Below are 13,979 nucleotides of genomic sequence, written 5' to 3'. Positions count from 1 at the left end.
TACCACGAGAGAGCGGTCGCCATCGAATTCTACGCGTCAGCCCCAGATGAGGTCCATCATCTCCTGGCGGTCGTGGACGCCCATCTTGGCGTAGATATGGGAGACGTGGGTCTTCACGGTGCTGCCTGACAGCACCAGCTCGTCCTGGATGAAGGCGCGCGTGCGGCCCTGGGCCAGAAGCACGAACACCTCGGTCTCGCGCGGCGACAGCGCATAACGTCCCGCCAGCTCGAGACACGTGTCCGACACCGTCTGCACGAGCGGAGCAGCGACCTCGCCCGAAGCGGCATCCTTTCGACTCGGCACGAACCAAACGGCGCACAGCGCAACGACCACGAAAGCGTAGGTTGCCAGCATCACGAGCAACGTGTCCACGATGGCCGCGCGTCCCAACAACAGCACCCAGGCGATGGACGCTCCCGCATAGACCACGCCGGCCACCCCCATGACGCGGTACGACGGCACGTCGAGCACGTCGAGCGCCGTTACCACGACGGTCCAGAACAAGAGGTGCGCGAACAGCTCGTCGATCTGTATGACCACGGTGAGGAACCCGAGCGACGCTCCCGTGGGGTTCGCCTGGATGGCTACGACGAACAAACCCACCAAGATGAGCAGCAGCGCAGGCTGGAATCGGATCGGCAACGCGGCATCGGCCAGGCGCGCGAGCGCGGCGTAGGCGAACACCACGACGCAGACGGCCGGAACGATCATGGCGGTGAGCCACGGCAGCGCCGTGGAGATGTTCGCGTTCGTATCGCCCCACATCCCCAGGTAGCTCACCGAGCGGATAACAGCCAGCACCACCGCCGCAATAGCCAACAGCACGAGCATGGTGCGGCGTTCGGCAGCTGACGTGCGCTCGCGCGTGCGCGGGACGGCCGGCACGCCGAACACCGTACGAGCGCGAGAGCCCTCCGAGGCGGAAGCCGCCCTCGAAGGCGCAACGGCATCCGAAACGCCCTCCCCTGCCGCGAGATCGGCACGATCGCGCGCAAGAGTGCATGCCGTTTCGAACAGAAGCGCCGTGGCCACAGGCATGGCGATGGCGACGATCACCTGCACTGCGGGGCTTGCGAACGCGCTGAGCACGAGCAAGACGGGAAGCTTGAGCACCAGACTGCCCGCTATGCTGGCGACGGCGCACACGTAGCCCTGCGTGCGCGCGAGCAGCAGCATATAGCGCGCCGCCAGCCAGAAGTAGCCCACGCCGGCCACGAACAGGCCGCCCACGGCCAGCGCCCCGGGATCGAAGAAGGTCTGGTGGAACGACATGCCGAAGCACGCCGTGCCGAAGGCCGACAACAGCGGCAGCACGAAGCGCAGCATGCCGTCGGCGCGCTTGAGCGCACGCGGAGCCGTCGCGAACGCCGCCGTGCATAGAAGGATGCCGGCAAGGAAGAACAGGCGCGGATTCGCCCACGCATCCATGCCGGCTGTTGACGACATGAAGCCCAGCGTGTGGCCCATCAACGTGCACCAGACCAGATTGAGCCCCAGCCCGCACGAAGCGAGCACGCCCACCGGATTGATTTGCAGACCGCGGTTGCCCATGATCGGTGATTCCCCAAGCCTCCCCAACATCAGGCCACCGCTCGGCGACCGCCTCTCATTATCGCACGCCCTTCGCACGCCCGCACCCTCAAAAAACGGCGCGTTCGGCCCGAACCGGCAGAATCACCCCGCTCTGCACGGGCATCGGCCAAAGTGTCCGATGCGGAAATCATCGGACGACCCGCGAATCGGATACTTGGGCGATGGCGCGCACGGCAGCCCGCATCCTACGATGGGACGGTCCGCGCGCATCGACGACGCAAGAGGAAGAAGGGAGGGACGCAAACGGCGAAGCGCGAGCGCGCATGGCGGACGACGGGAACCAAGACAAGGAAAGGGGGATGCATGAGGCTCAACAAGAAGGCCATCATCGTGGCAACCTGCGCGGCCTGCACGCTCGGCCTGGCGGCAGGATGCGCGCCGCAGCAGTCGGAGAACGCAGGCGCCGCCGCTCCGTCCGGGGACGGAGGCGCCGTCCCGCAGGAGCAGAAGCTCACGCCCGAGCAGCAGGCCGTCATCGACGGCGCCGAAGGCACCACGAACGAGGACATCGACGAGAACTACTATCCCGGCAAGGAATACCTCGACAACCTATGGGACCGCTGGGACCAGGTTGCGACCGAATACGCTCCCGAAGTGCGCACCCTGCCGAACGGGCAGATGGTGCAGCGCACGCCCACCGAGTACGAGGTGAACCCCGACGCTTGGCAGATCCAAGCCGGTTCCAACTCGTACAACACCTACTGGCTGGACGCCGACAACCGCGGCTGCGAATCGTGCCATGCCGACATGAACTCGCTGCTGAAGCACCTGCCCTACGAGCACCCGGTTGCCTGGAACGACGAGTTGGACAACAAGACCACGCTGCAGCAGTGCCTGTTCTGCCACTCCTACGCTCCGGGCTACATCGCGAAGCAGTACGAGTTCGGCACGCTCATGCACGCCGTTCACTACGGATCGCGCACGAAGAGCGACTTCGTCAACCAGTATCAGGGCGACTGCATGTCCTGCCACAACGCCACCGAGAACGGTGCGGGCCTGGAGCTGTGGGATCTCACGAAATACGATCGCCTGTGGGGAATCAACGACGTCGAGAACGTGCAGGGCGATTTCAAGATCGATCAAGAGAGGACGCAGGGCCAGAGCGGCGTGTTCTCGTACGACTGGATGCACGCCTACTACGACAACATGCGCCACGGCGCGGGCGTGAACGGCCTCGACCTGGAGATGCCGCAAAGCCTGTTCGACGAATGGACCATCACCGTTGACGGCAACGTGAACGCCGAGTACACGGCCACGCTGCCCGAGCTCATCAAAGAAGCCGAGGCCGACGGCGCCGTGATCACGAAGACCTCGAAGATGGTGTGCAACTGGAACCCGGTGGGAGGCGGCGGAGTCACGAACACCGAGATAACCGGCATTCCCGTGAGCTGGCTCGTCGAAAAGGCGGGCGGCTACAAGGACGGCACGACGGGCGTGAAGGCGCTGCGCGCCGACGGCAGCTCCAAACGCGCCTTCCCCGTGGACAAGGTCGACTCCGACGAGGCGCTGCTGGTGTACAAGATCGGCGGCGAGTACCTCGACGCGACGCGCGGCTATCCGTGCACGAACTGGGTGGAAGGCGTGGACGCGCAGATCAACTCGAAGCAGATCGACACCTACCACGTCACCGACGAGGACATCGACTACACCGACAAGTGGGCCGGCAACCCGAACGGATGGCAGAACGAGGACGACGTTCCCATGAACAAGCCCAACGCCACCATCCTCGGCGTGCCCGACGGCCTGCTCGTGCAGAACGGCCAGCCCTACGAATTCACCGGCTACGTGGACGGCTACGACGAGAAGATCGCAAGCGTCGAGTTCTCCCTTGACCGCGGAGAAACGTGGACGAAGTACGATATCGGCGACATGGATCGCAACAAGATGGTGTGGTGGAGCTTCACCTACAAGCCCGAACTGGAAGGCGCGTACTGCCTGACCGTTCGCGCCACCACCGAAAGCGGCATGACGAGCTTCGAGACCCAGACCGTCATGTTCAACGCGAAGGACAAGATGCCCAACCCCGAGGACACGACCGTGCTGGAAAGCGCATCGCTGATCCCTCCGAAGGTCGCGGCGGCATCTGACGAGAAGAGCGAGTAGGAGGACGCCATGGCTTACAACCCCAAGAAGATCGCGGGCGGCGTGGCCGGCGGCGCGCTGCTGATGTTCGGAGCAGTGGGCGGTATCGGCGCTACGGCCGGACTACCGCAGACCGCCGACGCGGACCCGATCGCCACGACGCATGCCGTGGGAGACAACGTCGTGACCGCACAATGGTTCAACGAGGACGACGTGTCCTACGTCTCCGTGGCCAACGCCCAGGGAGCGTTCACCTTCAACCAGGAAGGCGTCACCCCCAACGACGAGCTGTTCAACGTGTTCGGAACAGCGCTGACCAGCATGTGCTCGAAGCCTGCCACCGAGCTCGTCGACGTGGAGGGCGGCGTGGCCAACTTCTACGTGAACGTGGGCGGCAACATCAAGAAGAACTTCACCATCGACGTGCGCGACCTGGCCGAAGATGCCAACCAGGAGACGATGATGGCGTGCTCGTGCGCCACCGGATCGCCCTTCGGCCAGGCGGCCGTCATGGGCGTGCCGCTGTCGGCCGTGGTGGAGATGGCCGACCTGGAAGACGGCGTGAACACCATCACCGCCTACGGCGCCGACGGCTTCGGCCAGCCGCTGCCCTTGCGCTACGCGCTGGAGAAGAACGCGCTTCTGGCGTACCAGGTGAACGGCCAGGAGCTGGAGGCGGCCACCGGGTCGAGCCTGCAGCTGTGGATGCCCGAGACCGTGGCGCGCTACTTCACGCGCGACATCGTGAACATCGAGCTGACGCAGGAGGATGCGGAGCCCGACGTGCAGCAGGTGGACCCGTGCTACCGCAACAAGATCAACATCATGAACTACTCCGACGACTGCGTGTTCAAGGCAGGCGACGAGATCACGTTCGAAGGCGTGGCCGACGATCTGGGAAGCCCCATCGCCGCCATCGAGTTCTCATTCGACAACGGCCGCACATGGACGTCGTGCGACACCGACGGCGCCACGGCCGACAAGTGGGTGAACTGGCAGTTCACCACGTCGTTCGAGGAAAAGGGCGACTACCGCATGACCGTGCGCGCGAAAACCGCCGACGGCATGGTGTCCCCGCTTGCGGCGACGCTGCTGTTCGAAGTGGCCTAAACCCTTCGCAGCACGCAACCTCGAGCCAACCGAAAACGCCCGTCCGCGAAATGCGGGCGGGCGTTTTCATGTTGCGTCCCACACCGTCGCGAGCGTCCATGCGGGCGAACGGCAGCACCCAGTGCGTCAAGAGGACGGGTGCTTTGACACGTTGGAACCCTGACGTGTCAAATCCGACATAGAGCGAGGCGGAGCTGGGCGCAAAACGGGTCCCATGACAAATTCGGCGGCCGGATCGGACGTCGGCGGCGACGCAAGATTTTCACCACCTGGGATTATACGGTTTGGCGAAGCCTACCGGCACGTCGAAACTGCTTCGAGATTGTCATGGAACCCTCTTTGCGCCCAGCCCGGCAACCTGCTCCGCCCCTCGGCTGTCGGACCACGCAACGGCCGCGCACGTTTTCGCCGGCTCGCGTGCAGCAAAAACGCCGGTTTGGCAGCCTCGATTCCGCGACTGGTGAAGAGCAGCGACAAAACTCCAGATGGCGCTCGGTCGCATTCCGCAAAACAACGCTCCCGAACCCGAGAAGAAGGCGTCCGAACGGGCCGGTGCTGCCAAACCGGCGTTTTTGCTGCACGCAATCCACCCATAGCTGCGCACGCGTCGAACCACCCGTCCCTCCCTAACGCACGTCAACCGAAAGCGCCCGCCCGCATTCCGCGGACGGGCGCTCTTCATCCCGAAAACATCCCCGTTGAAGGCCCGCCCCCTGTCGGGACGTTACTTGTACTGGCTCGGGTGCTTCGCGAAGAAGTCGAAGCGCGGGGGCAGCTCGCGGATGCGGTGGCGGGCTTCAGTGATCTCGCCGGCGCTGCACAGCTCGTCCATGTTCTCGAAGTCGTAGTTCCAGCTGAAGAAGTCGTCGAACTCGAAGCTGAGGTAGTCGCAGATCTTCTCGGCGCCCGCCGGCACCACGGGGTGCATGAGCAGCGTCGCCATGCGCAGCAGGAAGAACGAGTCCACGAGCACCTGGCGGCGCAGCTCGTCGTCGCCCGTGTTCTCGACCTCGCGGATGCCGTCCGACCAGCGCTTGTTCGCCCAGCGGATGAACTCGTCCATGATGGACATGATGGTGTGCAGTTCCACGCGGTGCATCGTCTCGTCGTAGGCGCGCAGCACCTCGTGCACCTTCGCTACCACGTCCTCGGACGCATCGCCCAGCGGCATATAGCCCTCGAAGTTCTTCTGCGCCTCGTAGAAGCAGCTGCGGGCCAAGCGGTTGAACACGTTCGTCAGCAGCGCGCCCTCTTTCAGCACCGGGTCGGCCACGCGCGTGTCCGCAAGCTCCTCGGGGGTGGCCAAAAACGGCTTGGGCTTGAAGCCCACCGACTTCTGGTCGAGGCCGAGCGCCAGGAAGTGCGCGCGCAGCTGCTCGACGGTGTAGTAGTCCAGCAGCTCGTCGGCCGTGGGCGGCTTCACCGAGCCCGACGACGAGGCCTTCTTGTCGCCGAACAGGATGTGATGGTTCGCCACGAGGGTGGTCTGGCGGATGGGATGCTCGGTCACGCCGGGCGTCAGGATGTCGCCAGGGCGCAGCGCCTCGATGAGCGCGGGCTGCGCAACCCCGTAGAAGTACAGGTTGTCCTGGCCGATGAACTGGTACACCTCGGCGTCCTCCGAGCACCAGAAATCGCGCCAGCTGCCGCGCGGCAGGCCCATCTTGTCGTTGACGGCCATGGTGAACGACATGGGCGCCCACAGGCTCTCGGGCCAGCACCACACCGTGAGGCCTTCCAGCCCGTCGATGACCGGCGCCTTCACGCCCCACTCGATGTTGCCCGTGATGCGGAACGGCACGAGCGCCTTGCCCGTGCGGAAGCGGATGCCCGCCCGCCCCAGCACCTCGCGCGCCGCGTCGCGGTCGTCGATGGAGGCGAACTCGATCTCGAAGCTCTGCTTGCCCTTCTCGGCCTCGCGCAGCTGATGGGCCGGCAGCTCGCCCGCCACGGCGTCGTAGGCCTCGCGGGCGTCGTTCTTGATGTAGACGACGGGGGCGCTGAGGAACTCCTTGACGGTCTGCGGCACGATGGCGCGCACCTCGGGGTCGGCCTCGAGCGCCGCCACGTGGCCGCGCAGGAAGTCGGCGAACGCGGGCAAATCGAAGTACCAGTTCTCCACCGGGCGCATCTCGGGAGTCGTGCCCGTCAGCGACGACTTCGGCGCGATGAGGTCCTCGGGGGCGTAGCTGTGCCCCAGGTCGCACTCGTCGGCGTAGGCGTGCTCGGACTTGCAGCCCTGCACGGGGCAGCGCCCGACCACCTGGCGGCCGTTGAGGAACGTGCCCGCTTCCGCATCGTAGAACTGCAGCGTGCTTCGGCGCTGCAAGTGCCCGTTCTCGTGCAGCTTCTCGATGAACTTCTCGGTGATCAGCTGATGCACGTCGCCCGAATGCCCCATGCCGGAGCCTTCGTAGATGGACAGGCTGATGCCGTAGGCGTCCAGCGTGTTCTTCTGCGCCTCGTGGTTGCGCTCGACGTACTCGGCGATGGTGCCGTCGAACTCGCCGGCCTCCACCAGCTTGCGGTAGCCCTCGTTGATGGGCGAGCCGAAGCAGTCGGTGCCGCTGATGAAGCGCACGTTGGCCGCGCCGATGCGGTCGCGCAGGAAGCGCGCGAAGGCGTCGGCCGGCACGAACACCCCGGCGATGTGGCCGAAGTGCAGCGGCTTGTTGCCGTAGGGCATGCCCGCCGTGACGACGGCGCGCTTGGGCCACGAGATTCGTTCGTTGCTATTGGGCGATGCTGCCATCGGTGTCCAGCTCCTTCAGCGCTCGGGCGATATCGTCGGTGGAAACGTTGCTCTTTGACATGAGGTCGAGCAGGCTCGACAGGCTGCTCGTGGGATTCTTGAGCGTGACGGTGGTGTAGTGCGCGATGTTCGCCAGCTCGGCTGCCTTCGCCACGGCGTCGTCCTTGGTGCCGATCTCGTCGGCAAGGCCGTTCTCGACTGCCGTCATGCCGGTGAACGTGAGACCCGTGGCCAGCGCGCGCACGTCTTCGACGGGCATGTCGCGACCCTCGGCCACGGTCTGGATGAATGTCTCGTTGATCTGGTCGACCTGATCCTGGTAGTAGGCGCGCTCCTCCTCGGTGAGCGGGCGCGTGCCGTAGCTGGAATCCTTGCTGTCGGCGCTGGTGACGTTGTCCACCGAGATGCCCAGCTTCTCCATGAGGCCGGACAGGTCGGTAACCTGCATGACCGTGCCGATGGCGCCGATGGCCGTGGTCTTGGCCGTGTAGATATAGTCGGCCTGCGAGGATATCTCATAGGCGGCGCTCGCATTGACGGACGCGCTGGACACCACGACAGGCTTGCCGGTGCGCTCGGAGAACCCGCGCACGTAGTCGGCCATCTCCTCGCCCGCCGTAGCCGTGCCGCCGCCGGAGTTCACACGCAGTACGACGGCCTTGATATGGCTGTTCTTCTCGGCGCGATCGAGCTGGGCCTTCAGGCCTTCGGGGCTGGAGGTGGTGTTGTCGTACTGGATGGTGCCGTCGATGTCGATGACGCCGACCGCGTCGCCCGTGAGGTAGTCCACGTCGTCGACCGTGGAGCCCGTGCCGAAGGACCCGAACGACGAGGACATGACCGACGTGCACGACCACATGCCCAGCGCCAGCAGCGCGAACACGAGCACGACGGCCACGAGGGCGACGATCCAGCCGCGGCTTTTCTTCGGGGGCTGCACGGCGTAGCCGTACGGCGCGGCCGGCGCGACAGGCTGCTGCGGCGCGGCAGGCTGCTGCCACACCTGCTGCTGCCAGTTGTTGTCTTGAGACATGGTCCCTCCTTGGTTCATGCGTCTGACCATACTACCGTATGCGACAGGGAACCGCACCCAACGGATGCGGTTCCCTGGTGGTTTCCATTATAAGACCGCGACCGGCGCGCACGGTGTCGGCCGGATGACGGATGGGCGCGCCTAGAACTCCAGCGAGCCGTCGGCCTTTGTGTGCTGGGCCTTCTTCGCCGTGCGCACGAGGAACTCCTGGTTCGTCTCGGTCTGCTTGAGCGACTTGATCAGCATGTCCATGGCGCGTTCGGTGCTGTTCGTGTTCGCGAGGATGCGGCGCACGGCCCAGATGAGCGGCGCCTCCTGCGGCTCCAGCAGCAGATCCTCCTTGCGGGTGCCCGACGCCACCGGGTCGATGGCCGGGAAGATGCGGCGGTCGGCCAGGTTGCGATCCAGCTTGAGCTCCATGTTGCCGGTGCCCTTGAACTCCTCGAAGATGACCTCGTCCATCTTCGAGCCCGTGTCCACCAGGGCTGAGGCCAGGATGGTCAGGCTACCGCCGTGCTCGATGTTGCGCGCAGCGCCCAGGAATCGCTTCGGCGGGTAGAGCGCCGTGGAGTCCACGCCGCCCGACAGGATGCGGCCCGATGCCGGCTGCGCCAGGTTGTAGGCGCGCGCGAGGCGCGTGAGCGAGTCCAGCAGCACGACAACGTCCTTGCCGCATTCCACGAGGCGCTTCGCGCGCTCGATGACCAGCTCGGACACGGCGATGTGGTTCTCGGTGGGCATATCGAACGTGGAGGAGATGACCTCGCCCTTGATGGAGCGCTCCATGTCGGTGACTTCCTCGGGACGCTCGTCCACGAGCAGGCACATGAGGTGCACTTCGGGGTTGTTCGCGCTGATGGCGGCGGCGATGTCCTTGAGGATGGTGGTCTTGCCCGCCTTCGGGGGGCTGACGATCAGTCCGCGCTGGCCCTTGCCGATGGGCGACACGAGGTCGATGACGCGGGCGGTGACGGTGTTCTTGCCGTGCTCCATGACGAGGCATTCGTCCGGGTAGACCGGCGTGAGGTCGCCGAAGCGCACGCGGCTGCCCAGCTCCTCGACGGGCGTGCCGTTGACGGCCGTGACCTTCTGGATGGCGGCGTACTTCTCGTTCTCGCGCGCCGGGCGCGTCTGACCGGACACGAGATCGCCCTTGCGCAGGCCGTTGCGGCGGATGGTGGAAAGACCCACGTAGCAATCCGTCTCGCTGGGCAGGTAGCCCTGCGTGCGGAGGAAGCCGTAGCCGTCGGCCAGGATGTCGAGGATGCCCGACACCTCGATGAAGCCCTCGGCCTTGACACTGGCTTCGAACACGGCCTCCACCAGCTCGGCCTTCTTGAGGCCCGTCACGTCGAGGTTGAGCTCGGCGGCCTTCTCGCGCAGCTCGGCCACCTTGAGCTTCGCCAGCTCCTCGCGCGACACGCTGGGCTGCACTTCGCGGTTGCCGCGGTTGTTGTCGTGCTGGCGACGCTGACGACGCTGGTTCTGGCTGTTGTTCTGCCGGTTCTGGCCGCCGCCCTGCTTCTGGCGATTGCTGCCGCCGTTGTTCTGCTTGCCGGCGTTCGAGGCGTTCTGGCGGCGGTTGTTCGAACCGCCCTGCGGCTGTTGCTGCTGCGCGCCGCCCGCCTTCACCGATTTGCGCGGCGTGCGCGTGGCCGACGAGTTGCGGCCCGGAGTGGCTGCGCCCTCGGCCTTGCCCTGCGTCTTCGCCTTCACGCTGGTGGAACGTCGCTTGACGGGAGCGGCCGCAGGAGCCTCCGTGGTTGCTTCGGTTTCGCTCATGCTTGCTGAACTTTCTCCCAGTCCTTCATGAACGCATCCAGGCCGCGGTCGGTCAGCGGATGTTGCACGCACTTCTTGAGCGCAGCGAACGGCACCGTGGCGATGTCGGCGCCCATGAGGGCGGCCTGCGTCACGTGGTTCGCGCTGCGCACCGACGCGGCGATGATCTCCACGTCGTGGCCGAAGTCGTAGTTGTTCACCGCGGCCACCACGTCGGCCAACTGCGAGATGCCGTCCTCGGCGATGTCGTCGAACCGGCCGACGAAGGGGCTGATGTAGCGGGCGCCGGCGCGGGCGGCCATGATGGCCTGCGGCACGCTGAAGCACAGCGTCATGTTGACGGGGATGCCCTCTTCGGAGAGCGCCTTGGTGGCGGCGAGACCCTCCACCATGGTGGGGATCTTCACGACCACGTTGTCGGCAAGCGCGGCCAGCTCGCGGCCGTCGCGGATGATCTCGTCGCGCGTCATGGCGACGCTTTCAGCGGAGACGGGCCCGTCCACGATTTCGCAGATGCGCTTGATGTGGTTGTGGAAATCGTCGAGCTTGCCTCCGGTGCGCGCGTACAGCGTCGGGTTCGTAGTGACGCCGGCGAGCACGCCCCAGCTGGCCGCCTCTTCTATTTCGTCGAGATCGGCGGTGTCCAGAAAAAACTTCACCCAGGTCCTCCTTATACAATGGCTATTACAGGTGAAACGCGCGCGACGGCGCGCATGGATTCCGTGATGAGATGCGGGTGTGTTGGATGTGTGCTGTGAGATAAAAGAACTGATCATCATGGTACCGCATGTGTTTCCTTCGTTCAAGCGCAAAGCGGCAGGTATCGTGTAAAAGCGATGGAGGAAGGTCTACGAAACGGTGCGGGCGCGCCTTGCGGACGGCGTGATCCTCAATCTTGCTCGAAACGACCGAGACGCTTCAGCAAAAGATCCATCTCCGTCTCGCGCGTGACGTTTTCCACGAGGCCGACGGCCTTGACGGGCGCGCCCGCCTCGTTCGGCATGGCCAGAAGCGTCACGCGGTTCCACGCACGCGACCCGTCTCCCATGATGGCGCGCACAACCGCCGACGTGCGAGGCGCGCCGGCGTAGAGGTCTCGGTAGATGGCGCGAAAATCCTCGATGGACTCCTCGGCAACCGTCCCCTGCTCGATGAACCCCTCCGGGGCGTTCGCCACGGTCTCGGCCAAGCCGAACGCCTGCTGCAAGAACTCCGAATAGCGAGCGGTGCGCGTGGGGATGTCCAGCTCGAACACCACCGTGCCGCTGGCTTCCAAGGTCATCTCGAAGCGCTGCTCGCTCTTGCGCAGCGCCTCCATGTACTCCATGCGCTCCGTGACGTCGGTCACGGAGCCGTACACCGTGGCCGAACCGTTCGTCGTGTTCAAATGGAACAGGCGCATCTTATGCCAATGGCAGCCGTTCGTTCCCATGCGGCGCACGACCACCTCCACCCCGTCGTCGGGGCAGGAGCGCACCGTCTCCTCCGCCGCGGCCACGAGGGCGTCCCGATCTTCGTCATGCACGAAAGGAAGCAGGCTGCCGCCCTCCTCGGCGCCGTTCACGCCTTCCCCGAGCGTCGCTATCAAGCGCCGGTACGCTTCGTTGCCCCGAATCAGGCGCAGATCGCCGTCGGCATACGAGTACAGCGCCACCGAGCCGATGATGCTGGAAAGCATGCGGTCGCTGATGGTGTTCTCATGCAGCAGATCCCTGAAATCGAGGATGGGACGGCGCGCATCCTGCAGAGCGCATTGCTCGTGCTGAACTTTCGAACCGTCGGTCAGCAGCGCCTCGAACGCCGCCGCCTCCATCGGGCGCGCGTAGTAGTAGCCCTGCGCGTACGAGCACCCCACGTCCAAAAGGAAGTTCACCTGCTCGCGCGTCTCCACGCCTTCGGCGATGACGGGCAGGTCCAGCCAGCGCGCCATGCGGATGACCGATTCCATGATGTCCTTGCTGCGCCGGTCGTCGCGGTCGAGGAAGCGCATGTCGATCTTCAGCACGTCGACGTTGATGTCCTTCAGCATGTTGAGCGACGAGTAGCCGCTGCCGAAGTCGTCCATGAGCACGGTGAAGCCGCGCTCGGCCAGCTCGTCGAACGCGGCCACGATGCGATCGGGGCGTTCCGAATAGGCGCTCTCGGTGATCTCCACCTCGATGAGCGACGGTTCGATGCCGTAGCGCTCCACGAGCGCATGCAGTTCGGCGGCCACGTCCACGAGGTAGATGTCGGCGCGCGACACGTTCACCGACACGGGAACGGGCTGCACTCCTTCGTCGATGAGGCCCCTGATCCACGCGGCGGTCTTCTCCCACACGCGCAGGTCGAGTGAGCACACAAGGCCGTTGCGCTCGATCAGCGGGATGAACTCGCCCGGGGCGACGATGCCGCGCTCGGGATGGCGCCAACGGGCCAGCGCCTCGGCACCCACGATCTTGCCGGTGCGTATATTGCATTTCGGCTGGAGGAACAGCTCGATGCGATCCTCGCGCAACGCCGATTCTATGCCGGCGACGACCTCGCGTTCGAGGACGAGCGCCTCGCGCATGCCGGGGTCGTACAAAGCCACGCGGTCGAAGTAGCTGCCCTTCACCGTGCGAAGCGCGATGACCGCGCGGTCGCACATGATGCTGACCGGCGAAGCAGGATCCTCGATGCGGTACACGCCCGCGCGCACGATGGCGTCGATGCCGTTCGGACATTCGGAGGAGATGTCGACGAGGATGCGCTCGACACGCTCGGGGCGGATGCCGGTCGCGCACAAGGCGAACGTATCGGCCGCAAGGCGCGCGAGCGGTTGCGCCCCGTCGGGCGAGAAGCGGAGGGCGAGGGCGCGACCCAGGTACCTTAGAAGCTCGTCGCCGCAATCAAGTCCGTGCAGATCGTTGAACAGTTTGAAATGGTCGACATCGAAGCAGACGATGCTGACATCGCGTGCGCCCGAATGCCTAAGATACGCAGCGGCCTCGTCGAAGAAGGCTTCTTTGCCAAGCAGCCCGGTAGCGGCATCGATGCGCGGGGCTTCAATGGAAACCCGAGCGAAGCCGGTCGAGCCCGCTTCCCCGTCACGGCCTGCCGTCGACTTGTCAGTCACTCGCGTCCCCTTCTAAACCATCCCGTAATCGAACGCAATATTATGAGGCACGATCGGCATCCTCACAACCCCTATGATGCAACGGCTCAACATAAGCGGAATCCTCGGGCCTCGCTGCACTGAGCGTTCCGAGCGAGAGGCGGCTAGCGGGGGAACGCGCGGTAGAAGCAGGTGCGCTCGCCGGTATGGCAGGCCGGACCCGCCGGATGAACGAGCGCGAGCAGCGTGTCGGCATCGCAGTCGTAACGCAGCTCCACGAGCTTCTGCACGTTGCCCGAGGTGGCGCCCTTGTGCCATAGCTCCCGGCGGCTGCGGCTCCAGAACACCGTCTCGCCGCGCTCGAGCGTGAGCGCAAGCGACTCCTCGCTCATCCACGCCATCATGAGCACCTCGAGCGTGTCTGCATCCTGCACGATGCAGGGAACGAGCCCGTCGGCGTTGTAAGCGATGCCAGGAATGTTCATACCTATAATCCTCACTCGATCGATGTACTGCGGCTGCTTGCGCAACCGCAGCCTGCATCCGCC

General features: G+C 65.1%; 9 protein-coding genes. 2 read left to right on the top strand and 7 right to left on the bottom strand.

What is annotated here, in order from left to right; translation table 11 throughout:
- Positions 1 to 36: 36 nt before the first annotated feature.
- Positions 37 to 1,554 (bottom strand): helix-turn-helix transcriptional regulator, encoded by a 1,518-nt coding sequence (locus tag ELEN_RS05440; RefSeq protein ID WP_009304775.1) that lies wholly within the window; start codon positions 1,552 to 1,554, stop codon positions 37 to 39.
- Between the two features lie 345 nt (positions 1,555 to 1,899).
- Here ELEN_RS05440 and ELEN_RS05435 point away from each other — a divergent pair, with 345 nt between their 5' ends.
- Positions 1,900 to 3,699, top strand: a complete 1,800-nt coding sequence (locus ELEN_RS05435; RefSeq protein ID WP_009304776.1) for a molybdopterin-dependent oxidoreductase — start codon at positions 1,900 to 1,902, stop codon at positions 3,697 to 3,699.
- A gap of 9 nt (positions 3,700 to 3,708) precedes the next feature.
- Positions 3,709 to 4,788, top strand: coding sequence for a molybdopterin-dependent oxidoreductase (locus ELEN_RS05430; protein ID WP_009304777.1), 1,080 nt, complete (start codon positions 3,709 to 3,711; stop codon positions 4,786 to 4,788).
- 724 nt (positions 4,789 to 5,512) lie between these two features.
- Here the strand turns inward: ELEN_RS05430 and ELEN_RS05425 are convergent.
- The 6 genes from ELEN_RS05425 to hisI form a co-directional block, all read right to left on the bottom strand.
- Positions 5,513 to 7,540 carry a methionine--tRNA ligase gene (locus ELEN_RS05425; RefSeq protein WP_009608896.1) on the bottom strand — a complete coding sequence of 676 codons (2,028 nt, stop codon included), beginning with the start codon at positions 7,538 to 7,540 and terminating at the stop codon, positions 5,513 to 5,515.
- Positions 7,521 to 8,573 (bottom strand): signal peptide peptidase SppA, encoded by a 1,053-nt coding sequence (gene sppA / locus ELEN_RS05420; protein ID WP_009608843.1) that lies wholly within the window; start codon positions 8,571 to 8,573, stop codon positions 7,521 to 7,523. Before sppA ends, ELEN_RS05425 begins: the two co-directional genes overlap by 20 nt.
- Positions 8,574 to 8,714: 141 nt before the next feature.
- On the bottom strand, positions 8,715 to 10,355 hold the full coding sequence (gene rho / locus ELEN_RS05415; protein ID WP_009608903.1) for a transcription termination factor Rho: 1,641 nt from the start codon (positions 10,353 to 10,355) through the stop codon (positions 8,715 to 8,717).
- A complete protein-coding gene (gene fsa / locus ELEN_RS05410; RefSeq protein WP_009608849.1) occupies positions 10,352 to 11,014 on the bottom strand; it encodes a fructose-6-phosphate aldolase in 663 nt (220 codons plus the stop codon). The genes rho and fsa overlap by 4 nt, the downstream gene beginning before the upstream one ends.
- 230 nt (positions 11,015 to 11,244) lie before the next feature.
- Complete coding sequence (locus ELEN_RS05405; RefSeq protein WP_015760394.1) at positions 11,245 to 13,452, bottom strand: GGDEF domain-containing phosphodiesterase; 2,208 nt, start codon at positions 13,450 to 13,452, stop codon at positions 11,245 to 11,247.
- Between the two features lie 143 nt (positions 13,453 to 13,595).
- A complete protein-coding gene (hisI, locus tag ELEN_RS05400; RefSeq protein WP_009304782.1) occupies positions 13,596 to 13,916 on the bottom strand; it encodes a phosphoribosyl-AMP cyclohydrolase in 321 nt (106 codons plus the stop codon).
- Positions 13,917 to 13,979: the final 63 nt, after the last annotated feature.

It is taken from the genome of Eggerthella lenta DSM 2243, assembly GCF_000024265.1.
GTDB classification, from domain to species: Bacteria; Actinomycetota; Coriobacteriia; order Coriobacteriales; family Eggerthellaceae; genus Eggerthella; species Eggerthella lenta.
This window is presented reverse-complemented; position numbering and strand designations above follow the sequence as displayed.

What these genes read in the sequence shown, in the direction of transcription:
- ELEN_RS05440 (WP_009304775.1), bottom strand. Translation starts at nt 1,554, where the DNA reads ATGGGCAACCGCGGTCTGCAAATCAATCCGGTGGGCGTGCTCGCTTCG.
- rho (WP_009608903.1), bottom strand. Translation starts at nt 10,355, where the DNA reads ATGAGCGAAACCGAAGCAACCACGGAGGCTCCTGCGGCCGCTCCCGTC.
- ELEN_RS05430 (WP_009304777.1), top strand. Translation starts at nt 3,709, where the DNA reads ATGGCTTACAACCCCAAGAAGATCGCGGGCGGCGTGGCCGGCGGCGCG.
- ELEN_RS05435 (WP_009304776.1), top strand. Translation starts at nt 1,900, where the DNA reads ATGAGGCTCAACAAGAAGGCCATCATCGTGGCAACCTGCGCGGCCTGC.
- ELEN_RS05425 (WP_009608896.1), bottom strand. Translation starts at nt 7,540, where the DNA reads ATGGCAGCATCGCCCAATAGCAACGAACGAATCTCGTGGCCCAAGCGC.
- hisI (WP_009304782.1), bottom strand. Translation starts at nt 13,916, where the DNA reads ATGAACATTCCTGGCATCGCTTACAACGCCGACGGGCTCGTTCCCTGC.
- sppA (WP_009608843.1), bottom strand. Translation starts at nt 8,573, where the DNA reads ATGTCTCAAGACAACAACTGGCAGCAGCAGGTGTGGCAGCAGCCTGCC.